We start from the raw sequence: 21,953 nt of genomic DNA, 5'->3' as shown, positions 1-21,953 counted from the left end.
GCGCAAGGACGTGAACATGAGAAGTGAAGCATGGTTCTCTTCAGAACCGGACGAGCCCTCGGATGTTTTTTCCTGAACGCATATCCTGGTAGCCCTCATTGATTTGGTCGAGGGAGTATTCGCGGGTGACCAACTCGTCGAGCTTCAACCGCCCGGCCGAGTAAAGCTCGACCAGCCGCGGAATATCGTGTGGCGCATTAGATGAGCCATATAAGGCGCCACGAATCTGCTTTTCGTAAAGCGTCATCTCCAGCAGTGACCCTGAGATCGACGACTCGTCGGGATGCCCGATGGCCGTAACCACGACGCGTCCGCGCTTTCCGACCAAGGCCAGCGCTTCGGCGGTATAAGAGGCCTCAGCCACATCAGTGGTGAGGATGCAGACATCGGCCAGCTTGCCCAGCGTCATATCGCTGACTAGCGACCAAGCTTCATCCATCGAGGCGGCGGTATGCGTCGCGCCGAACCCGCTCGCTTGCTCTCGTTTGAACTCCACCGGATCGACCGCCACAATTGCCAGCGCCCCCGCGATTCGCGCGCCCTGAATCGCATTCATTCCGATTCCGCCTGCTCCCACTACCACGACGGTGTCCCCGGCGCGCACCTCCCCAGTCCGCACCGCAGATCCGTAGCCGGTCGTGACGCCGCAACCGATCAACGCTGCCCGATCCAGAGGGATTCCGCCGTCAATCTTGACCACGGATGCCTGCGGCACCACTGTGTACTCGGAAAACGTTCCGAGCAAACACATCTGCCCGACGTCCTCGCCTCGTGCGTGAAAGCGATAGGTGCCGTCGACCTGCGGTCCCATCATCAGCGCCGCTCCCAGATCACAAAGATTGCCCATGCCGCGCGCGCAGTAGGAGCAGCGCCCACACGAGGGGAGGAAGGTCAAGATGACAGGATCACCTTCGGACAGATCCTCAACCCCTTCGCCGCACTCCGCGACTGTGCCAGCACCCTCATGGCCCCCTACTACCGGCAATGGGATCGGGAGGTCGCCGGTGACCAGATGTTCGTCGGAATGACACAAGCCGGTGGCCGCCAGCCGCACGAGGACCTCCCCGGGACCTGGCGGATCCAACTCGACTTCTTCGACCTCCCACTTCTGCTCCAAGCCCCACAAAACAGCGGCACGTGTCTTCATGCTGAAGTCCCTTCTATCTAATGACGCTTCTGAAGTAGTAATCCCGACTGCGCACGGTCACAAGAACTCGTCCTGAATGTCTCCCGACATGTCGCCGTAGGCCGCGGCGACCACTCGCCCGCACCCGGGCTCGTACCGGACTGGCATCACACATCGAGCAGGTCGTGACGCTTGTCGGCTTCGAGGATTGCCCGATATTCTGGAAAAAGGTTTTTCGCCTGCGGAATTAGCTTGATCAGTTTCGTGACAGGACCTTTCGCTCGTACCGTTCCCTTGGCCATCGCCATGGTCAAGTTCACCTTCCCCAACCAGAACCTATTTCCGGTATCCGCGGACATGAACAATTCGACATTCGGTGTAACGCCACTGTCCGCGCCGGTTTCTATCACCCTCTTCGGCATATCCACGGTTACTACCGCATCTGGATCGGTGTAATGAATCCGCAACACCACCCCGGACCCGGCAAGTCTGTTCGCAAGGTCTTCGTTCTCCAACCCTCGTCGAAAGATTCCGGCGAGGTAGCGGTAAACCTCTTCCGCATCAGCGAAGACAGCCATCGTGAATCTCCATTCTGGTTGACGCAGTCCAAGCACTCAAAAAAATTCCGTTGGGTCGCACCCAGTTTGATTTCCACCGCAGGTAACCTGCATTCATAGGAGTAGATTTCCTGCCTCCCTCAGCGCCTGCGCGAGTCGACGTTCGGCTTGCGGCAACTGCGCAGCGAGACAGGCCGCGCCACTCGCTCGCCGGCGCGGATCTGCACCGCGTTCGTAAGCGGTTCGCGCGACAGCGGTCCACAGCTTAGATGCGGTCTTCGCAGCCTCCGCTGCTCGGAACGCAGGTTCGAAACCCAACTCTTCAGCGACGCGCCGACATCCGCGTGCCTGCAGATCTCGGAAAAGACCGCCTCCGGTTCCGGCCTTTTCGATGAAGGCGCTCAGCGCAAACAAGGCACCGTCGAGGGTGTCGTCGTCAAAGATCTCCGGCCACCGCTCGAGGTCCTTCACAAACGTCGACACACCTGATAATCCACGCGCCTGAGATTCACAATCGGAGCCCTCGGTAATCGGCGCGCTCACAAACGAACCCTGCATCGCGTCCGCAGACCTACGGAAGGCCGACCGGGCAGCATTGCCGAGATCTGGTGCCGCGCTGGGCCACTCGACCACGTAGGTGGTGTGCCGCGTGGGGACGGGAAATCCCGTCGATGCGCGTGCCTTTCGTAAATTCTCATAAGGCACGGCTTGAGTTACATCGCGATCGTTATCGACTACGAACGCGAGTTCCTCGTCGTCGTCGTACCCAACGATCACGACATCGTGTCGGCTCATACTCAGACGCGTTCTCAGATAGGGCAATTCGGCGATGTCAGTCCACACCATGACCGGGGTACCGGCATCGATCTGTTCGGTCACCCATTTCCAACCGAGATCGGGGTCGTCTGTCGAACGGCACTCGAAGCGCGCACCCAACCGGGTCAAGTATTCGTCTTCGAGGTCCGCGCTGCGTCCAACGAGGTAGATCGGTGGATTTAGGTGTGCCGAGCGAACATACGAGAAGTCGAGGGCCCCGCCGAGCGCAAACACGATACCTTCGTCCGGGGTGTGGCCACCCCAACGGACCCCCGCCCATTCGGTCAAATCCCGAAGAGCACCCGATCCGCAATGTCCCGCCGTGTCGTGGCGATACGGCACCACTATCGATGCCATCAATCCTCCTCCAAGTGACTAACGTGCAGGCGGCAACTTATCTGAGTCATAGGGAACGCGAGATGATTTCCTTCATCACCTCGTTCGTGCCGGCATAAATTTTCTGCACGCGTTGATCCACCCACAATCTGGAGATGGGGTACTCGGTCATGTAGCCATATCCGCCGTGAAGCTGCATACAGTCATCGAGTACCTTCATCGCTCGCTCCGTGGTCCACCACTTCGCCATGGCGACGGTCTGCACGTCGAGTTGACCCGCAAGGTGCAGGTCGATGCAGTAGTCGAGGAATACTCGCGCGATGCGCGTTTCAGTCGCAGCTTCCGCCAAGGTGAATTTGGTGTTCTGGAAGCCGAAGACGGGCCGACCAAACGCCTCCCGTTCGCGGGTGTATTTGAGCGTTTGATCCAGGGCGAGTTCCATCGATGCGACAGCTCCCACCGCGACGATGAGTCGCTCTTGTGGCAGCTGCGTCATCAGCTGAATGAAGCCCTGTCCCTCAGCCTGGCCCAGTAGATGCGAGCGCGGAACTCTCACGTCATCGAAGAACAATTCGGAGGTGTCCTGGCCGCGTTGGCCGATCTTGTCGAGAACCTTGCCCCGCCGGAATCCGGGCCGGTCAGCCTCGACAGCGATCAAAGAGATGCCCGCAGCGCCCTGGCTCGGATCTGTCTTGGCAACAACGATGATGAGGTCGGCCTGTTGGCCGTTGGTGATGAAAGTCTTGGAGCCGGTGACTACGTACTCGTCACCGTCCAGGATGGCTTTTGTCTTGACGCTCTGCAGATCGGACCCAGTCCCCGGTTCCGTCATGGCTATCGCCCCGATCATTTCACCGGACGCCATCTTGGGAAGCCACTGCGCGCGCAGCTCTTCAGTCGCGTAATGCAGGATATAGTGGGCGACGATTCCGCTGTGCAGTCCCGCACCCCATGAGCTGTCACCGATGCGGGCCTGCTCTTCGAGCACGACCGCTTCGTGCGCGAAAGTTCCGCCCCCTCCGCCGTATTCCTCGGGTACGGACATGCAGAGCAATCCCAGCTCGCCCGCTCGGTTCCACAGTTCTCGGTCGACGTGGTGCTGGTCGGCAAAGCGTTGCGCATGCGGCGCCAATTCGGCCGAGAAGAACTTCGAAGCGAGATCACGAAGCTCGAGTAATTCTGCATTCATCCAGGGAGAGATTGGGGACGACATGATTACCTTCCGACTGTTGCAATTCCAGGGATTCGACGTTATGACGTTTCGATTTTGATGAGGTATTCGCCGGCAGAGTGGCGCGCACGGATGGCCTTTTTGTCGTACTTTCCGACGCTCGTCCGCGGAATATCGGACACGAAGCTCCATCGCTCAGGAACCCACCATTTGGCGACTTTGCCCGAAAGGAACGATCGGAGTTGGTCAATGTCAACGTCGGTTCCTGGGTGGACGACGACAAGCGCCAACGGCCGTTCCTGCCACCTATCGTCCGCGACGCCGACCACCGCCGCTTCGTACACGGCAGGGTGCCCGATCAGCGCGTTCTCCAGCTCCACCGAGGAGATCCATTCGCCACCTGACTTGATGACGTCTTTCGAGCGGTCGGTCAGGGTCAGATAGCCCTCGGCGTCGATCCTGCCCACATCACCGGTACGCAACCATCCGTCGTCGAACTTCTCCGTATCGTTGTCTCCGAAATAAGAACCGGTAATCCAAGGGCCGCGCGCCTGAATTTCCCCAACTGACCGACCGTCCCACGGCACGGGTTTCCCGTCGTCGTCCCGCAACCGGATTTCGACACCGCAGATCGGCCGGCCCTGGGATGCGCGCATCTCCCATCGTCGCGTCGTGTCGGCTCCGCGAGCCGGACGTGCAACGGTCGCCAGCGGAGAGGTTTCGGTCATCCCCCATGCCTGCACAATGGGCACGTTGTACTTCTCTTCGAACGCCCGCATCAAGGAAAGCGGAACAGCAGATCCCCCGCACGCCACCAGCCGTAGCGAAGAAATGTCCCGCCCAGGGTGCGAATCCAGATATCGGTCGACATCGTTCCAGATCGTCGGCACTGCACCGGCGACGGTCGGCCTGGTGTCTTCGATGATCGACACCAACGGCTCGGCCTGGAGAAACCGGTCGGGAAGCACCAAATCCGCGCCGGACATCAACGCGGCGTAGATAAGCCCCCAGGCATTGGCGTGAAACATCGGGACGATGGCCAGCACACTGTCGGCCTCGCTGACTGACAACGCGTTAGCTGTGCAGGCGGCCAGGGAGTGAAGGTACGTCGAACGGTGGCTGTAGACGACGCCCTTGGGATCTCCAGTGGTGCCGCTCGTGTAACACATGGCCGCGGCCGACCGCTCGTCGAGCTCAGGCCAGTCAAATGACTCTTCCTGACCGGCAAGCACTTCCTCGTAACGCAGAACGGTCTTCCCGCATCCCTGTAACGGGGCGAGGTCGCCGTCTCCGGTAACGATGACGGTGTGCACCGACGCCATCGCTGGGAGCGCGGGCGCCAACAACGGGGCGACCGAAGCGTCGACGAGGACGATCTGATCGCACGCGTGGTTGGCGATGTACGCGAGTTGCTCCCGAGCCAAACGAATGTTGAGCGTGTGCAGGACCGCTCCCATGGAGGGAATCGCACAGTAGGCCTCCAGATGCTCTTGGTTGCTCCACTGGAAGGTGGCCACGCGTTGGTCTGCCGTGATGCCAAGGCTGCGCAGCGCATTAGCAAGGCGAGCCACTCGCGCCAGCAGACTACGGTAGGGCGTTCTCCGATACCCATCTCCGGTCGGAGTGATGACCTCGCTGTCACCGTGTATGGCTGCCGCATGCTGAACAATCGCCGACACCGTGAGGGGAACATTTTGCATGGTGCTTTGCATGGTGCAGGGCCCTTTCAGGCGAAGAGGTCGGGACGGCTGTTCGGCTGGTCGATGAATGTTCCGTAGTGCGTTCTCAAAGCCTGCACGATGTCCGCTAGGGGTAGATCGTCGTAGGCTCCCCGGTCACGGAGATATTCCATGTGCTGGGTGCCGTCCCCGGTGAACCCGTGCAGCAGCGCGTCGCTACGCCCGTCGAAGTCGATGGGCGAGACACCGAACCGTGCGCACAACTCCCGATTGAACGCCGGGGTCGCCTTGACCCACGCACCGTTGAGAAGCATGAGACTGTAACCGTGATAGACGAAAATGTCGGTACCACCCATACGCTCGCGCAATGTCTTGGTCTGGAAGTGGTTTCGGACATCGGCGAACCCCAGCCGCGCTTGGATTCCCGCCGCTCGGCACGCCGCAGTCAGGAGCACGGCCTTCGGGATGCAGTAGGCTCGTTCTGCGGTTGCGACGGTGCTGGCGCGATAGGCGTGCGGGTTGTCGGTCACCGTGTACGGGTCGTACCAAATGGAGTCACGGACCGCGGTGAAGATGGCGATCGCCTTCTCGGTGTCGCCGCAGGCGCCACGGATGGCCGATGATGTGAAGTCACGCACCGAATCGTGTTGCCAGTCAAGGAACTCCGTGGGATCGAGGTAGGGCCTGTGGCCAACGGTCATCGGCGCTTCATCTCCAACGGAAGTCCGTCCACCGGAATGGGCAGCGAGGTGTTGTCCCATCGGATGTGATAGTTCTGCGGAACCGTCCAGGTGAACGAACGCAGCATCCTGTGCAGGATTGCTTTGACCTCGAGGGTCCCGAACTGCATGCCAATGCACTTGTGCGCTCCACCACCGAACGGTACCCAGGCGAATCGGTGGTGTTGGTCCTCACGCCGAGGCTCGCCAAAACGTGAGGGATCGAACCGGTCCGGATCACTCCAGATCTTCCGATCGAAGTGATTCACGGCGGGCGTTATGGCGCACAACGTGTTCGCGGGGATGTGATATCCGTCGAGGGCGACATCTCGAACCGTCTTGCGCATCACCAGCGGAACAGGTGCAAGCAGTCTGAGCGCTTCCTTGAGCACAAGGTCGATAACCGTCATCTTCTCCAGGGCTTCGATGTCTGGCAACCCGTCACCGACGGCCTCGGCTTCCGCAGCCGCTGCCTCCTGCCACTCCGGATACTTGGCGAGGAAATAGGCGACCGCAGTGGTGGTGATCGTCGATGTGTCGTGGGCCGCCATCATCAGGAAGATCATGTGATTCACCACGTCCTCGTCGGAAAACCGCTCCCCGTCCTCGGTGGTGGCTTGACATAAAGCAGCGAACAGATCGTTCGTCTCGCCGGCTCGCGCGGCCGGCAGATGCCGGAAGAAGTAGTCCTCCAAGACGCGCCGGCCTCGCACACCAGCGCGGAATCTGGTTCCCGGAAGGGGAGCACGCACAAGGGAACTCGCCGCCCGGACCGTGGCGACGAACGCCTTGTTGACAGCATCGCTCTCGTCCTTGCCGCGGCCGCCCATGAAGACGTCAGTGGCTATGTCGAGGGTGAGTTCCTTCAGCAGTGGGTAGATGCGAACCGACGGACCCACCGGCCACGCGGGCACTGCCGTGCGAACGCGTGGGGTCACCTGTTCGACATATCCGGTCAGGCGGGGACGCGTAAACGCCTCTTGCATGATGCGCCGGTGCATCAGGTGCTCGTCGAAGCTCATGAGCATCAAACCGCGATGGAAGAAGGCGTCGATCAGGAAGGACCAGCCGTCCTGAGAGAATGCCTTCGCTTCGCTCGTGAATGCCTCGCGAGTAGCGTCCGGGCCGGCGATGACCACCATCTTGTGGCCGAACGCGCCCATCCACGACACCGAACCCAGACGGTCGTAACGCTCCCGACTGAAATCCGAGCCGAATCGGATGTAGTCGAGCGTGTGACCCACCAAGGGCAGTCCCGCATCCCCCCGGATAGCTTTCAACCCACTTCCCGCGGGTACTGGTGACAGTTCACGAACCGGCCAACCACGACTCCATCGACGCCATCTGTCGTCGACGGCGTCAGGCGCGGGGACCATGATCACAGAGGACAACCGCTCCTTCACGTGGCGTGCAGGCGCGAGAAGATGATTCGTCATGGTTCCTCCTCCTGGACGCTTGGCCGCTCTGACGGCGTCGCCACTAGTCTTTACAAATGTGCGATTGATGTCAATATCTGGACAATATTGGTCTAAGTGGTTAAGTGAGCGCCTCGGACCCCTGATCGTCCCGGCGACGCAACAGCTTCCATTCGGAGCTGCTTTTTACCGCTAGGGGCCCAACCTTTCTCAAGACGTAATCGCTGCTTCGCGGATTACGGGTGAGGAGTCGGTAGATGAAGGTAGGGCCCGGCCAGTTCGTCGGGATTTCCCCACTCGAGGTCCGATACCAGCTCGCACAGAGCGCCCACACCGACCTCCCTAGTCGCCGTTTCAAGCGCGTGTTGTAACGCTGCGCAATCTCTGACTTCACATCGATCGCATGACCTGGATGGGCAGCCACGACCTTGATGAGCGTTGCGATGTGACGAACTTGTGACTCGATCATGTAGAGGATCGACCCCGAGCCCACATTCGTGTTGGGACCATAAAGCAGGAACAGGTTCGGGAACATGGGGACAGTGATGCCCAGATATGCGTGTGCCTGGGTCTTCCACACCTCGGCCAAGGAGACTCCGTGGGAGCCGCGCACGGACATTGGGGCGAGGAAATCGGTGGCGCGAAACCCGGTTCCGTAGATCACGACATCTGTAGGACGAAATTCGCCGTCCTCGGTCGTGACACCCTTGTCGCAGAGTTTTGCAATCGCGTTCGGCACCAACGACACGCGATCACTCGCGATTGCTGGATAGTAGTCATTCGAGAACAGCACTCGCTTGCACCCTGGCGCGTCGGAAGGCGTTAATTGCTCGCGCAGAGAGCGGCTGGCGACCTGCCGATGTAGGTGGTGGCGCGCGATCGCACCGAGGACGCGTGAGAGGGGCTTCGCGTCGACTAGCGTCACAGCGAGCAACTCGAAAATTAGCCATACCGCGAAACGCTCGAGGCGCAGCGCCATCGGCAATAATTCGCTCACCCTGTGGTGACGGCCTCGATATGTGCTGTCCCATTTCGGGAGAATCCACGGAGCCGTACGCTGGTACAGCGTGACATGCTCCGCCTCCTGGGCGATGTGTGGCACGAATTGGATGGCACTTGCTCCTGTGCCGATGACGGCGACTCGCTTGCCGCGAAGCGACACCGATCGGTCCCAACGTGCCGAATGAAAGCGCGGCCCCTGGAAGGAGTCTGCGTCGGCAATATCGGGTATGTAGGGCAAGGAGAGCTGACCCACGGCCGAGACGACGACATCGCAGGTTATTGTCTCGTTCGAGTTCGTAGCCAGGGTCCAACGCCCGAACTGCTCATCGAAGCTCAGGTCGACAACTTCGGTCTCTGTGCGTAGATGTGCGTCCAGTCCGCCACTCTTCACGAGTTGTTGGAGGTACTTGAGTATCTCGGGTTGCTCGGCATATCGCCGTGACCAGCGGGCATTGGGCTGGTAGGAGAGCGAGTACAACGCTGACGGCACGTCGCAGGCCGCTCCCGGGTAGGTGTTGTCACGCCAAACACCCCCGATGTCTGCAGCCTTTTCCAGGATCGTGAAGTTCGTGAACCCGTCCTTCTTCAGCCGGTGGGCCATCGCAACCCCGGCGAAGCCGGCCCCGATGATCACGATCGACGGATCGTACGCGCGACAGGCCGTCGCGAAGTTGCTGCTCATGAGGCAGAGACGACTGACTTCACGCTGCGGCGGTCGAGGTGGTGTAGGTGTAGGAGCATTGCCTGTTCGGACACTTTCACCTGACTTCCGAGGCTTCAAGGAAGCGTCCCGCTCGATGAATCGCGTCTCGGGCTTCGGGAAGAATCCGGAACATAGCCTGGAATACATGGATCTGTCCCCGGTATACCTGGATCTCGACGTGGGATCCAGCTGATTGAAGTCGCTCGGCGAGACGGCGCGAGTCATCGATCAACATTTCTCTCCCGCCCACCTGAATGAGGATCGGCGGCATCGAGGTGAGGTCCGCGTCAAGCACGCTGAGGCGCGGATCTCCGCGATCTGCGCCACCTACGTAGAGGTCAAGAGCGCGCGCCGCTGATTGAGCGGAGGCAAAAGGATCCCGGCGGCGAATTTCACGCGCTCTGGCAAGTTCGCACCTGAGATCCAGGACGGGAGACATCAGCAGCATCGCATCAGGGAGCGGCAATCCAACTGCACGTGCGCCCAAGGCCGTGGCCATCGTGAGCTGACCGCCCGCTGAATCGCCGGCAACCGCGACGGTGCGCTGACAAGAACCCGGGGACCCTCCGCTGGTAAGCCAGCGATACGCATTCAGCGCATCGTCCGCGGCTGCGGGATAGGGATACCGCGGGGCAAGACGATACTTCACTGCGAAGATGGGGCGCCCGCTCGCCGAGGCGAGTTCACCAAGAAGACCGCGGTGCGTCTCCGGCGAGCACATAGAATAGGCGCCGCCGTGGATGTACAGCAAAGGGTTGGCATGCGGATTAATGGCAGGCGTGGTGATCCAGTCCCCACGAACCGGGCCTCCGGCGAATACAGTGTCAACCTTGCGCACTGTGACGCCGCGCCGAGGCCGTGAGGCTACGAGCGCTGTTCGAAGCACGCGATCCATCACCGCAAGTCCGTAGGCGTTTGATGGCATCAGCTGCGCCAGTGGCCGCAGCGTGGTTCGCGAGGACATCGCGACGAGATGACTGGCAAGACTGGGCTGCCAGTCAGGGGCATCCATTCTGGTCACCGGGGACACACCTCTTCGGGCCGATTCTCGAATCGGTAGTCCGAGAGGCGAAAGGTGCGGCTCCGCCAATAGGTCTCCAGAGTCGTTGATGGACGGAGTGGAACGTCACCGTGCCTGTCGAAGTAGTAGCTGTTGGCATTGGAACAGCTCGGCTGCCAGAAAACCTGTCTGTGACGCCGCCTTAGCACTTCGGCGAAATAACGGTCGTTCGCCTCCTTCTTGACCTCCACGCAGTTAGCACCCAGCGCCCGCGCGCGACGAAGACACCGGACGATGTGCCGACTCTGCGCCTCGATGAGCGTGAAGTACGAGGAACCGTTGTAGCCGTACGGGCCGAAGATGTTGAAATGATTCGGAAATCCCGGGACGCTCACCCCTTCGAAGGCCTGCAGTCGATGCTCGTCCCACCATGTAGCCTGCTCCAGCCCGCCGCGTCCCTTCAATACGTAAGTTGGCATGTTGCCCGACTCCATCACTTTGAAGCCGGTGGCCAGGATCAAGACGTCAATGGGATGAGCTTTGCCGTCTCGAGTATGGACGGATGCATGGTCGATATGGGTTATGCCGCTCGTCTCGAGCGAAACGTTGGACCGGTTGTACGTTGCGAGATAGGAATTGTGGAAGCTGGGTCGTTTACAGCCCAACGAGTAGCGCGGAATGAGTTGTTCTCTCGTCGTCGGGTCATGGACCTCACGCCGCATGTACCGCTTTGCGGCGCTCTCCATGACATCGGCGAACGGTATCACCGTATGAAAGTGAGCGGCGATTGGGAAAGTGATTTCCACGAACGCCTGGCTGGCGGTCCGGGTCGCCAATTGTGCCCCCGGCAGGAAATGTAGAAGCCTTCCACCCCACGTCGGTATGGGGAAGTCTGGCTTCGGCAGACAATAAATTGGAGTTCGCTGAAATACCGTCAGACTCTCTGCTTTCTTTGCGACTTCGGGTATCAGTTGCACCGCCGATGCACCGGTACCGATTACTGCAACCCTCTTCCCGCTGAGATCTTTGGCATTGTCCCATCTAGCCGTGTGGAGCGTAACGCCGGCGAAATCTCGCACCCCCTTGATTTCAGGCCACTTTGGCCGACTGAGAACGCCGGAGCAATTTATCACGAAGCGTGCCGTGAACTCCTCACCATTGGCACTGGTCAAATGCCACCGTGTTGCGTTCTCGTCGAAACAAGCCTCGGTAATGGTTGTGTTGAAACGAATATGGTCCCAGAGCCGATACTTTTCAACACATCGCTCGGCATAGGCTTTGAGCTCATTGCCGTGGGCGTACGTGCGCGACCAAGAGGGCCGCATTTCGTATGAGAATTGATAACTGAACGACGGTATATCGACAGCGATACCCGGGTAGGTGTTCCAGTGCCACGTACCACCTACGCCATCGGCGTCATCAACCATCAAGAAGTCGGTAAATCCCGCCTTCATCAAGCTAATGCCAGACCCGATGCCGGAAAATCCAGCTCCTATGATAATTATCTCGTAATTACGGTCGGACTTGCGATCCATTCCTGTATTTCACCGTTCTGACGGTCAGCCCTGCAAACTTGTATTCAGAGTGATTGCGTCAGCTCGACGTGTGTATCGTCGCGCCGGGTTATCACGTAATCATGAGGATTCAAGCGGGATAGTTCTCTCGTAAACTGGGTCGCGAAACCTGGGTACATCGTGCCGTTGTAGCCGTCCTCGGTCAAATACCAACTGCTGCACCCCGAATTCCAGGTCGTTCGTCGAAGGCGGCGCTGAATTTCGGAGTGATAGCGGTCCTGACGATCCTCTCTCACATCCAAAGTGCTGATGTCATTTTGCTGAAGGAGCTTGATCGCCTTGACGATGTAGTCGATTGCGGCCTCCATATATACGAGCGCCGAGTTGTGGCCTGGCCCGGAATTCGGTCCGAAAGTGAAGAATAAGTTCGGATACCCGGCCACGCTCACGCTCTTGAACGCGAATGTCCCCTGAGACCATTCATCGCCGAGCTTCCGACCGCCGAGGCCGCTGATCGGGAACGGGGTGCCGCGTTTGCACACATCGAAGCCGGTGGCAAACACGATGCAGTCCACTTCGTGCTCGACACCGTCGGCGGTCCGGATCCCGTTGGGTGACAATGTGGCGATCGGCCAGCTGATCAGCTTGCAGTTATCCGCCTGTAGCGCAGGGTAATAATCGCTGGTCATGAGCATACGTTTGCAGCCGGGTCTGAAATGGGGCGTCAACTGACGTCTCAACCAGGGGTCTTTCACCTGCCGACGCAGATGAGCCTTCGCCGCCAGCTGTATCGCCGATGTCGCGGCGGTGTTCCAGACCATACCCACTGCCATCACTTCGTGGGTCCAGAACCAGGCGTCGCGGAGCGCTTGTTCGCTCATCGGCAGTCGTTTGAAGGTCGAACGCGCCCAGGCCGGATGCTTGAAGTTCACCCGCGGTAGCACCCAGCCGGGCGTTCTTTGGAAAACTTTGACCGACGCAGCCGACTTCACGAGCTCAGGAACGATCTGCACCGCGCTCGCGCCGGTTCCGATGACCGCAACCCTCTTATCGCTGAGGTCATAGCCGTGATCCCATCGAGCACTGTGAATTTTCTTTCCCTCATACGAATCAATTCCTCGAATATCGGGAAAGCTGGCGTTGGCAAGTGGTCCACTGGCCATCACAACTGACCGGGTGTGATACCGCTTTCCATCTGCTGTGTCGGCCATCCAGATGCCGGCATCCTCATCGAATTCCAAGGCAGTCACGTCGGTATCAAACTGGATGAACCGGGCAAGATCGTACTTGTCGACCATATCGTCGATATATTCGAGGATCTCAGCGCTCCCCGAGTAGGTTTGAGTCCAGCCCGGATTCGGCTCGAACGAGTAGGAGTAGAGAAGCGAGGGAATATCGCAGGCCGCACCGGGATAAGTATTGTCTCGCCAGGTGCCTCCGACGCGGTCTGACCGTTCCAGGATGACGAAGTCATCCGTGCCCTCTTGAAGCAGTCTGATCGCCGCACCGATACCTGCGAACCCGGCGCCGACGATCAACGTCGTCGTGGTGCCTGTCATTTGGCAACCGGTTCGTAGGTCAGTTCGTCCGTCCAGGATGGCGGCCGACCGAAGATCTGAACAGGGAAAACATCGATCGCATTGCCAAGGCGCTGAGACACGAAGTGCAGAGGCTGGGACCGCTTGATGGACGACGACATGTGCGCCTTCAAGATGTGATAGCCGGGCACCCTACGCGTGTGTTCACTGCGATCGCCGACATTGGCGTACCGCGTCACTGCGTTGTATAACTTCTCCTCGGACAGACCCATAGCGTTGAGATTCATCAACATGCGCGTCAACAGCGGGATATACAGCAACGCGCCGGTGAGAATGCGCGGGTCGACCAGAGCGCCCGCAGTTTGAATGGCGTGGATTCGCATCGGGCTGGCGCCCAGGTCGTTCAAGACCTGGAAGCCAACCGCGAGATGCCTTGATTCGTCGCTGTTGACCTTGTTGAACACCTCCCCGCAGACGGGGTCGTCAACCTCATCGAGGAGAAACTTCAGCAGCGCTCCATCGAGCGCAGTCTCCAGTGCCGGGATCGCGGCCCCGATGACGGTCAGGGGCAGGGCTTCGGCGTAGCGGTCCAGCCATTCGATGACCAGCCGAATATTCTTGTTCGGGATCGGTTTCTTGCCTTCCTCGAGCATGCCCCAGCGACGCATCAAGGCAAGTTCGGCGTTGGCGTGACGCTGTTCCTCGGCGTGAAAGTAACGGTAAATGTCTCCGAGCGCTTCGAATGGCGCCTTTGGAGCCATCGCGGCGAAGGCACGCGCTCCAACATGCTCAATCCACACCACGTCGGACATGAATTGCTTGAGTTTGGGACGCTGTTCGTCGGTGATCAGTTCCGCCCCAGGAGCGTCCCAATCGATATCGGCCAGAGCCCACTGCCTGTTTTTGATCGTCTCGAGCATGTCACTGTATGCGAAAGCCACTTTCCTGCTCCTTTACTCGGCTGAATCGTTCCACGAGGCCATGCGCTCCACGAGGCCCAGCGTGCGTGTGAAAGGACCAGGAAGGCCCCTCTTGAGTTGCCACAAGACTTTGGCGTCAAGTTGCGGCACTACGTAAATCCGTCCGCGATCATGTGCGTCCAAAGTCATGCGAGCTACGTGCTGTGGCGAAATGCCGGTCCATTTCATCAGGTTGGTCGCGAGTCTTGCAGCCGCCTCGTCGATTTGAGGATTGTTGACGATGTTCGTCTTCACGAAGGTGGGGCAAAGCACTGTGACGTTGATGTCAGTACCGCTCAGTTCGGCCGCCAATGTCTCCGACAGAGCGAGCACTCCGGCCTTGCTCACGTTGTAAGCCGCCATCCGAGGGGCCGAGCCAAAGCTCGCTGCGGACGCCACATTGATGACTCCGCCGTGCCCATTGCTGCGGAGCCGAGGCACAAAAGTCTCGCAGCCGTAGATAACGCCCCAGAGGTTGACAGAAATCGCCGCGTTCCAGTCCTCGATCGACGTCGCGCCGATGCGGTTGCCGCCCGCACCGATTCCGGCGTTGTTGATGACGAGGCTCGCAGCCTTCTCGAACCAGTCTTCGCTCACATCAGCGAGGTTGCGGACCTGCTCAAGATCGGTGACATCGCATTCGATGTCGAAGCCCTCGCCGCCAGCCTGCCTCACCAACTCTGCCGACTCTTTTGCAGTGACGGGATCTTTGTCGGCGCACACCACGCGTCCACCTCGGCGCGCAAGCTCCACGGCGAATGCGCGGCCGATACCGCTTCCTGCGCCCGTGACGACTGCATCGGCGCGGTGCGTTCTGCCTGGTGCGCCGCCGAAGGGCAGCAATCTCATCCGTCTGCCTTTCGGGTCGCGACATGGACGTCTGCTGTGGGGAAACTCTCATCTGGGGGCACCAGCCACCATTGGTGTCGCATGCCACCAGTTTGGTGGTGGAACGAGCACCTTGTCAAGATGGAGAGGTGCGGTCGAGAAACAAGCGCTGGGGTGGTCGGACCGGGGCCGAGCGTCGTGCCGAGCGACGGCAGCAATTGATCGAGGCCGCAACCGAGATTTGGAGTGAGAGCGGTTGGGCCTCGGTGACTATGCGCGGTGTATGCGGCCGCGCAGGGCTGAACGATCGATACTTCTACGAGGGCTTCAAGACGCGCGATGAGCTGCTCGTTGCTGCGTGGGATGGCGTCCGCAATGACATGCTCGGCGAGGTCGCTGCGCTCTTCAACGAGCGTGCGAATCGGCCGCCGATCGAAACCATCACCGCGGCGATCGCCGTCGTCATCGACCGGATCGCACGCGATCCCGGCCGGGCACGCATCCTGCTTGCTCAGCATGTCGGTAGCTCACCGCTGCAAGACCGCCGCGCCGTGGCGCTACAGGAAGCAACGCAGTTGGTCGTTGAGGCAAGCCGGCCACACCTCCGACAAGATGCCGACGAGATGGCCCTTCGCATGGACACTCTGATCGCCGTAGGCGGGTTCGTCGAAGTCATGACAGCCTGGAACTCGGGTCTGCTTGCGGTGACCGAGAAGGAAGTGGTCGCGCACACGAGCAGACTGGCTGAGACCCTCGCTCAACGCTATGTCGTCAGCGACTGATCCAGGCCCACAGAGCCAACCATCTCCGTGGCCGTCGCTGCCGAACCGCATTCGTGGTTCGACCGTCCCGGCGCCCACGTGACCGACGGCGCGCGCGTGAGGCTGCCGGCGTCGCACGCTGTTCGGAAGGAGCGACGCAGGAACGGTGCTCCTGCGTCGCCGAACTTCCGCACCGTTGCTATCCCGGCTGAGCGATAATTCTCTGTGAACCGTCTTGGTCGAACAGTTCCTTGCTCCAACGCTCCAGGACCGCGGCGCTGTCCCAATCATCAGGGTGGAAACCCGGGCGGTTGTAGGAACGGAATCGCCGCAGCGCATCGGCGGTGAACATCGGGGTGCGACTGAAGCGGTACAGACTGCGCACCAGGGTGACCGGGTTATATGAGGCTTTGTCAGCGGCCATGGACAGGGCAGTCTGCAGAATGAGTTCGCCGAACAGAATTACTGAAGCGATCCGCATGCCCCGTACACGGGTGCGCTCGGTTGCTCCCACCAGCCGATAGACATCAAAGGCAACCGCTTTGTGCTCCGACTCCTCGAAGGCATGCCACAGCAGAATCGGTCGAACCTCTGTCTGGCCGATGAGCTTCTGGGCGTCTTCGCTGGTAAGAATGATTTCTGCCAGCGTAGCGGTGTAGTGCTCCAACGCGGAGGTCATGGACAGCCGCATTTCCGGCGAAAAGCGCCGTTCCAATCGCTTGATCAAGCGTCCGACATGACGGTCGATTCGCGCGGTCGGATAACCCATGACCTGGAGTCGCTCGTTGAGGAGACGATGCTGGTGTCGATGTGTGGCCTCTTGTCCGATGAAACCCTTGACCGCTGTCTCTAGTTGGGGATCGTCGATGGAACTCTGGAAGTTCCTGACCGAGCGGATGAAGAAATCCTCGCCTTCCGGGAACGTCGCAGAAAGCACCGAGATGAAATGGCTCATCACCAGGTCGCCATCCACGAAGTGTTGCCGCTTCGTGGAGGTCGGCATCGGAAACCGAACGCGCCTGGGTTTTGGCAGCACCCGGGTCGGGGTCGGGGCTTGATCGTCCGACATGTGAGGTCCTTCCTCGAAGTTTGGATCTGACTTTATGCCTTGTCAGATAAGACTGCCAGACTGTAGGACATGAGTCCAGCACGTGTCTATGGCGGGCTGTCCGCAACTCAACGCGATGCGCAGCGTCGCGTGATGTTGATTGATGCGGCGGTCTCAATCATGGGCACCCACGGAGCTGCCGCGTGCACCGTGACCGCCGTGTGTGCGAAATCAGGAGTGACGAGCCGGTACTTCTACCAACAGTTTCGCGATCGAGACGCGCTCTTGCGTGCGGTATTTGCCAAGATCTCCACTACCTTCCAAGCGGTGATAACCAGCGCCATTCCGGACGACACGGTTGCTCCTCAAGAACTCGCCTTCGCTCCGATCAAGGCCCTGGTTCAGGTGATCGAGAACGATCCCCGCATGGCCCGCATACTGTTTGTCGAGTCGGGCGCAGAACCCCTCCTTCGGCAGCTGCGAAGCGATCTGATGACCGATTTTGCGGAGCTGGTGCTCAGAGAGGCCCGCTTGCACCTCGATATACCCAGCGATGTGCTTCAAGTCGCAGATCTCGCCGCTACCTACGGTGTCGGGGGCCTGTTCGAGATACTCCGTCGCTGGATAGATGGACAACTGAACCTCTCGACTGAAATGCTTATCGAGCACTGTGCGGGTTTTCTCGGCATTCTCGGCCTGTATACCCTCGGACAGGCGCCTGATCAGGCCGCTCCGCCGCTGGCCAAAGCCGAGGAGACCCGATAGATTCTGGCCGACCGGCGTTATGCACTACTCGGTTGGCTGAAGGGCATGGCGCGACACTGACAATCGCTGCGGGTGTTCACCCGAGATCGCGAACCGTAGACTCCACGCGCGCCGGACGAGGAACTCGATACGACCTCGCACGGGCCCTGTGTGCCGTCCCTCCCCAGTCAATTCCTTCGATCGCTCGATCTGCAGCGAACGCACCGCTTCGATCCTCGCCATTCGACGGAACCACGGCGCGGAACAAATCCGACGCCCGCCTGCGCCGTTGTCACCTGATGTTAATTGCGGCTAACATCAGCGCCTAGTAGATCGACGTCGATGCTCGCCCGGAAGGAAAACTTTGGTACAGGTCCTGCCCGATCGGGTCGACGACACCGCGCCCGGCTATCTCAAGAACCGCGAAGGACTGAGCGCGCAACTCGACACCATCGCGGAGCAACTGGCGCTGGTCAACGGCGGCGGCGGCGCGAAATACGTTGCGCGCCACCGTAAGCGGGGCAAGCTGCTTGTCCGCGAGCGCATCGAGCTGATGCTCGACCCCGACACGGCGTTCCTCGAACTATGCCCCTTCGCCGCCTGGGGCAGTAAGTTCCCCGTCGGCGGTAGCGTGGTGGTAGGCATCGGCGTGGTCGAGGGCATCGAGTCGATGATCATCGCCCACGACCCCACCGTCCGCGGCGGCGCATCGAACCCTTATACCTTCCGCAAGGTGTTCCGCGGCATGGCCATCGCGCGGGAGAACCGACTGCCCATCATCAACATCGTCGAATCTGGCGGCGCCGACCTGCCCACACAGGCAGAGATCTTCGTGCCCGGCGGACAGCTGTTCCACGACTTGACCCAGCACAGCGCAGCGGGGCTGCCGACACTGGCCCTGGTCTTCGGCAACTCGACCGCGGGAGGTGCGTACGTCCCGGGCATGTGCGACTACGTCGTGATGGTGCGCAACCGTTCCAAGGTGTTCCTCGGCGGTCCGCCGCTGGTCAAGATGGCCACGGGCGAGGTCTCCGATGACGAGTCGCTCGGCGGCGCCGACATGCACGCCCGCACCTCGGGGCTGGCCGATTACATGGCCGAGGACGAGCAGGATGCGATCCGCATCGGCCGTCGCATCATGGCGCGGCTCAACTGGCGGAAGAACGGCCCCGGACCCACCACGCCGCCGCACCCACCGGTGCACGACCCCGATCAGCTGCTCGGCATCGCGTCGGTCGATCCGAAGGTGCCCTTCGACCCCCGCGACGTCATCGCCCGAGTGGTCGACGGCTCGGCCTTCGACGAGTTCAAACCTCTCTACGGCACGTCACTCGTCACCGGCTGGGCCTCGATCCACGGCTTCCCGGTCGGCATCCTCGCAAACGCACGGGGCATCCTGTTCAGTGAGGAGGCCGAGAAAGGTTCGCAGTTCATCCAACTGGCAAATCAGATCGACACCCCCCTCATCTTCCTGCAGAACACCACCGGTTTCATGGTCGGTGCCGAGTACGAACAGGGCGGCATCATCAAGGACGGCGCCAAGATGATCAACGCCGTATCAAACAGCACGGTCCCCCACGTGACCATCACCATGGGTGCGTCCTACGGTGCCGGGAACTACGGCATGTGCGGGCGATCGTACTCACCGCGTTTCCTATTCGCTTGGCCTAACTCGAAGTCGGCCGTGATGGGTCCGGCGCAACTGGCCGGAGTGCTGTCCATCGTGGCGCGCGAGTCCGCCGCCGACCGCGGGCTGCCCTTCGACGAGCAGGCCGACGCCCAGATGCGCGCCGCCGTCGAGGAACAGATCGAGCGCGAATCCGTCGCACTGGCCAACAGCGGCCGACTTTACGACGACGGGATCATCGATCCCCGCGATACGCGGACCGTTCTCGGGTTCTGCCTGTCGGTGATCCACAACGGCGAGGTCCGTGGCCAGCGTGGCTACGGCGTGTTCCGGATGTGATGGCGATGCCCAAGATCCGCAAGGTCCTGGTCGCCAACCGTGGCGAGATCGCGCGGCGGGTGTTCCGCACTTGCCGCGATCTCGGGATCGCCACCGTCGCGGTCTATTCCGACGCCGACGCCGACGCGTGGCACGTCGCCGACGCCGACGAGGCCGTGCACCTTCCCGGCTCGTCTGCCGCCGAGACCTACCTCGACATCCACCGGATCATCGCCGCTGCCTCGCTCACCGGCGCGGACGCAGTACACCCCGGCTACGGCTTCCTTTCGGAAAACGCCGGGTTCGCGCGCGCCTGTGCCGCCGCCGACCTCGTCTTCATCGGTCCGCCGCCCGGGGCGATCGACGCGATGGGCTCGAAGCTGCAGGCCAAGAAGACGATGTCCGACGCGGGGGTGCCTGTGCTGCCCGGTGGCGACACGACGGGGCTATCGGCCGAGCAGCTGGCGAAGCTGGCCGCCGACGTCGGCTACCCCGTGCTGGTCAAGGCCAGCGCCGGCGGCGGTGGCCGAGGCATGCGCATTGTCGCGTCGCCGGACGAGCTCGACGAAGCGGTCACCTCCGCTTCGCGTGAGGCCGCCGCCGCGTTCGCCGACGGCACCGTCTTCCTCGAGCGTTACGTCCAGCGCCCACGCCACGTCGAGATCCAGATCATGGCCGACACGCACGGAAACGTCGTCTCTCTGTTCGAGCGCGAGTGCTCCGTGCAGCGTCGACACCAGAAGGTGATCGAGGAGGCGCCGTCACCGGTCGTCGACGACGCGTTGCGCGCTCGGATGAGCGAGGCCGCCATCGCCGCCGCGCGCGCCGTCGGCTACGTAGGCGCCGGGACGGTCGAGTTCGTCTACGACGCCGCTCAGGATGGCAAAGCCGACTCCTTCGCCTTCCTAGAGATGAACACCCGGCTGCAGGTCGAGCACCCGGTTACCGAGCTGATCACCGGCCTCGACCTGGTGCGTGCCCAGCTGCTCGTAGCCATGGGCCGCCCGCTGCCTGAGGAGATGCACAACCCGCGAATTCGCGGTCACGCGGTCGAGGCCCGGCTGTGCGCCGAGGATCCGGCCGATGACTACCGGCCCTGTACCGGCACCCTGCGCACCTTGGATGTCCCGGCGCTTGCCGGCGTGCGGGTTGACTCGGGTTTTCGTGCCGGTTCGGTCATCAGTCATTACTACGATTCGCTGCTGGCCAAGGTCATCGCGTGGGCACCAACGCGCGACGAGGCACTTGCCAGCCTCTCGGCGGCGCTGGCCGGCGCCCGTATTCACGGCGTGACCACCAATCGCAACCTGCTTGTTCGCGTCCTGCGCCATGACGAGTTCGCCGGGCGGGGCACCGACACTGGGTTCCTTGACCGACACGACGTCGCCCAACTCGGCGCTGCCCTCCCAGACACGCAGTCCGAGCGCCTGCACGCCGTCGCGGCGACCGTGGCCGGGGTGGCCGCGCGGCGTGCCGTCGCAACTCTGCAGGCCACGTTGCCCGCCGGCTGGCGCAACAACCCTTCGCAGCCGCAGACCACAACCTGGCAGACCCAGGGCGGGCGCGAAGTGCGCGTCGGGTACACGTTAGGTTCGACAGGGACCTGCCTGCAGGTCGACGACGAGCCGTTGGCCGACGTCGAGGTTGTCGAGGGCAGTAGCGAGCGGGTGGTGCTGCGCGTCGACGGGGTGCGCCGCACTTATGATGTCGTCCTCGACGGCGATGTTGCCCACCTCGACTCGGTCGCCGGCTACTCCGCCCTGCGGCTGGCGCCACGCTTCGTCGACCCGAGCACTCTGAACCCGCCCGGGTCGCTCACCGCGCCGATGCCGGGCTCGGTGATCCGACTACCGGTCGCCGAGGGCGAGACGGTGTCAGCCGGTCAAACGCTCGTCGTCCTGGAGGCGATGAAGATGGAGCACACCGTCGCGAGCCCGATCGACGGGGTGCTGAGCGCCCTGCCGGTCCAGGTCGGCCATCAGGTCTCGAGCGGTGACGTCCTCGCCGTGGTCGAGGCGGTGGACGGCGGTGAAGTGGCGTCGGACGCCACGGAGCTCTAATGAAGCCGGCGCGCTCCCGATCGGTGGCGCGT

General features: G+C 61.3%; 18 protein-coding genes. 4 read left to right on the top strand and 14 right to left on the bottom strand.

Features of this window, described 5'->3' with window-relative positions:
- Nucleotides 1–40: 40 nt before the first annotated feature.
- The 13 genes from BST28_RS04455 to BST28_RS04395 form a co-directional block, all read right to left on the bottom strand.
- Complete coding sequence (locus BST28_RS04455) at nucleotides 41–1,147, bottom strand: NDMA-dependent alcohol dehydrogenase (RefSeq protein ID WP_083080112.1); 1,107 nt, start codon at nucleotides 1,145–1,147, stop codon at nucleotides 41–43.
- A gap of 146 nt (nucleotides 1,148–1,293) precedes the next feature.
- Entirely contained in the window at nucleotides 1,294–1,704 is a 411-nt protein-coding gene (locus BST28_RS04450; RefSeq protein WP_083080110.1) for an SCP2 sterol-binding domain-containing protein, read from the bottom strand.
- Nucleotides 1,705–1,797: 93 nt separating this feature from the next.
- Nucleotides 1,798–2,856: a BtrH N-terminal domain-containing protein gene (locus BST28_RS04445; RefSeq protein ID WP_083080109.1), complete on the bottom strand. Its 1,059-nt coding sequence runs from the start codon at nucleotides 2,854–2,856 to the stop codon at nucleotides 1,798–1,800.
- A gap of 46 nt (nucleotides 2,857–2,902) precedes the next feature.
- A complete protein-coding gene (locus tag BST28_RS04440; protein ID WP_083080107.1) occupies nucleotides 2,903–4,048 on the bottom strand; it encodes an acyl-CoA dehydrogenase family protein in 1,146 nt (381 codons plus the stop codon).
- Nucleotides 4,049–4,086: 38 nt separating this feature from the next.
- Nucleotides 4,087–5,706, bottom strand: coding sequence for a fatty acid--CoA ligase (locus tag BST28_RS04435; RefSeq protein ID WP_109560643.1), 1,620 nt, complete (start codon nucleotides 5,704–5,706; stop codon nucleotides 4,087–4,089).
- A gap of 26 nt (nucleotides 5,707–5,732) precedes the next feature.
- Nucleotides 5,733–6,386, bottom strand: coding sequence for a transglutaminase-like domain-containing protein (locus BST28_RS04430; RefSeq protein ID WP_083080104.1), 654 nt, complete (start codon nucleotides 6,384–6,386; stop codon nucleotides 5,733–5,735).
- Nucleotides 6,383–7,840, bottom strand: a complete 1,458-nt coding sequence (locus BST28_RS04425) for a cytochrome P450 (RefSeq protein WP_083080103.1) — start codon at nucleotides 7,838–7,840, stop codon at nucleotides 6,383–6,385. The genes BST28_RS04430 and BST28_RS04425 overlap by 4 nt, the downstream gene beginning before the upstream one ends.
- A 100-nt stretch (nucleotides 7,841–7,940) precedes the next feature.
- On the bottom strand, nucleotides 7,941–9,503 hold the full coding sequence (locus BST28_RS04420) for a flavin-containing monooxygenase (protein ID WP_083080101.1): 1,563 nt from the start codon (nucleotides 9,501–9,503) through the stop codon (nucleotides 7,941–7,943).
- A 76-nt stretch (nucleotides 9,504–9,579) separates the two neighbouring features.
- Nucleotides 9,580–10,545 carry an alpha/beta hydrolase gene (locus BST28_RS04415; RefSeq protein WP_012296509.1) on the bottom strand — a complete coding sequence of 322 codons (966 nt, stop codon included), beginning with the start codon at nucleotides 10,543–10,545 and terminating at the stop codon, nucleotides 9,580–9,582.
- Complete coding sequence (locus BST28_RS04410; protein ID WP_011560579.1) at nucleotides 10,542–12,059, bottom strand: flavin-containing monooxygenase; 1,518 nt, start codon at nucleotides 12,057–12,059, stop codon at nucleotides 10,542–10,544. The genes BST28_RS04415 and BST28_RS04410 overlap by 4 nt, the downstream gene beginning before the upstream one ends.
- 44 nt (nucleotides 12,060–12,103) lie before the next feature.
- Nucleotides 12,104–13,597, bottom strand: coding sequence for a flavin-containing monooxygenase (locus BST28_RS04405; protein ID WP_083080100.1), 1,494 nt, complete (start codon nucleotides 13,595–13,597; stop codon nucleotides 12,104–12,106).
- Nucleotides 13,594–14,517: a reductase gene (locus tag BST28_RS04400; RefSeq protein ID WP_083080098.1), complete on the bottom strand. Its 924-nt coding sequence runs from the start codon at nucleotides 14,515–14,517 to the stop codon at nucleotides 13,594–13,596. Before BST28_RS04400 ends, BST28_RS04405 begins: the two co-directional genes overlap by 4 nt.
- A gap of 12 nt (nucleotides 14,518–14,529) precedes the next feature.
- Entirely contained in the window at nucleotides 14,530–15,384 is an 855-nt protein-coding gene (locus tag BST28_RS04395) for an SDR family NAD(P)-dependent oxidoreductase (protein ID WP_083080097.1), read from the bottom strand.
- A 128-nt stretch (nucleotides 15,385–15,512) separates the two neighbouring features.
- On the opposite strand from BST28_RS04395, the gene BST28_RS04390 reads away from it, so the two are divergent.
- On the top strand, nucleotides 15,513–16,145 hold the full coding sequence (locus BST28_RS04390) for a TetR/AcrR family transcriptional regulator (protein ID WP_109560635.1): 633 nt from the start codon (nucleotides 15,513–15,515) through the stop codon (nucleotides 16,143–16,145).
- A gap of 178 nt (nucleotides 16,146–16,323) precedes the next feature.
- Here BST28_RS04390 and BST28_RS04385 read toward each other — a convergent pair whose 3' ends face one another.
- Complete coding sequence (locus BST28_RS04385; RefSeq protein ID WP_083080095.1) at nucleotides 16,324–17,193, bottom strand: metal-dependent hydrolase; 870 nt, start codon at nucleotides 17,191–17,193, stop codon at nucleotides 16,324–16,326.
- Between the two features lie 69 nt (nucleotides 17,194–17,262).
- On the opposite strand from BST28_RS04385, the gene BST28_RS04380 reads away from it, so the two are divergent.
- The 3 genes from BST28_RS04380 (at nucleotide 17,263) to BST28_RS04370 (ending at nucleotide 21,921) form a co-directional block, all read left to right on the top strand.
- A complete protein-coding gene (locus tag BST28_RS04380; RefSeq protein WP_083080094.1) occupies nucleotides 17,263–17,937 on the top strand; it encodes a TetR/AcrR family transcriptional regulator in 675 nt (224 codons plus the stop codon).
- A gap of 343 nt (nucleotides 17,938–18,280) precedes the next feature.
- A complete protein-coding gene (locus tag BST28_RS04375; protein ID WP_011560585.1) occupies nucleotides 18,281–19,882 on the top strand; it encodes an acyl-CoA carboxylase subunit beta in 1,602 nt (533 codons plus the stop codon).
- Between the two features lie 5 nt (nucleotides 19,883–19,887).
- Nucleotides 19,888–21,921 (top strand): ATP-binding protein, encoded by a 2,034-nt coding sequence (locus tag BST28_RS04370; RefSeq protein WP_005116476.1) that lies wholly within the window; start codon nucleotides 19,888–19,890, stop codon nucleotides 21,919–21,921.
- The last annotated feature ends 32 nt before the right edge of the window (nucleotides 21,922–21,953 follow it).

It is taken from the genome of Mycolicibacter kumamotonensis, from assembly GCF_002086285.1.
Lineage (GTDB): Bacteria > Actinomycetota > Actinomycetes > Mycobacteriales > Mycobacteriaceae > Mycobacterium > Mycobacterium kumamotonense.
This window is presented reverse-complemented; position numbering and strand designations above follow the sequence as displayed.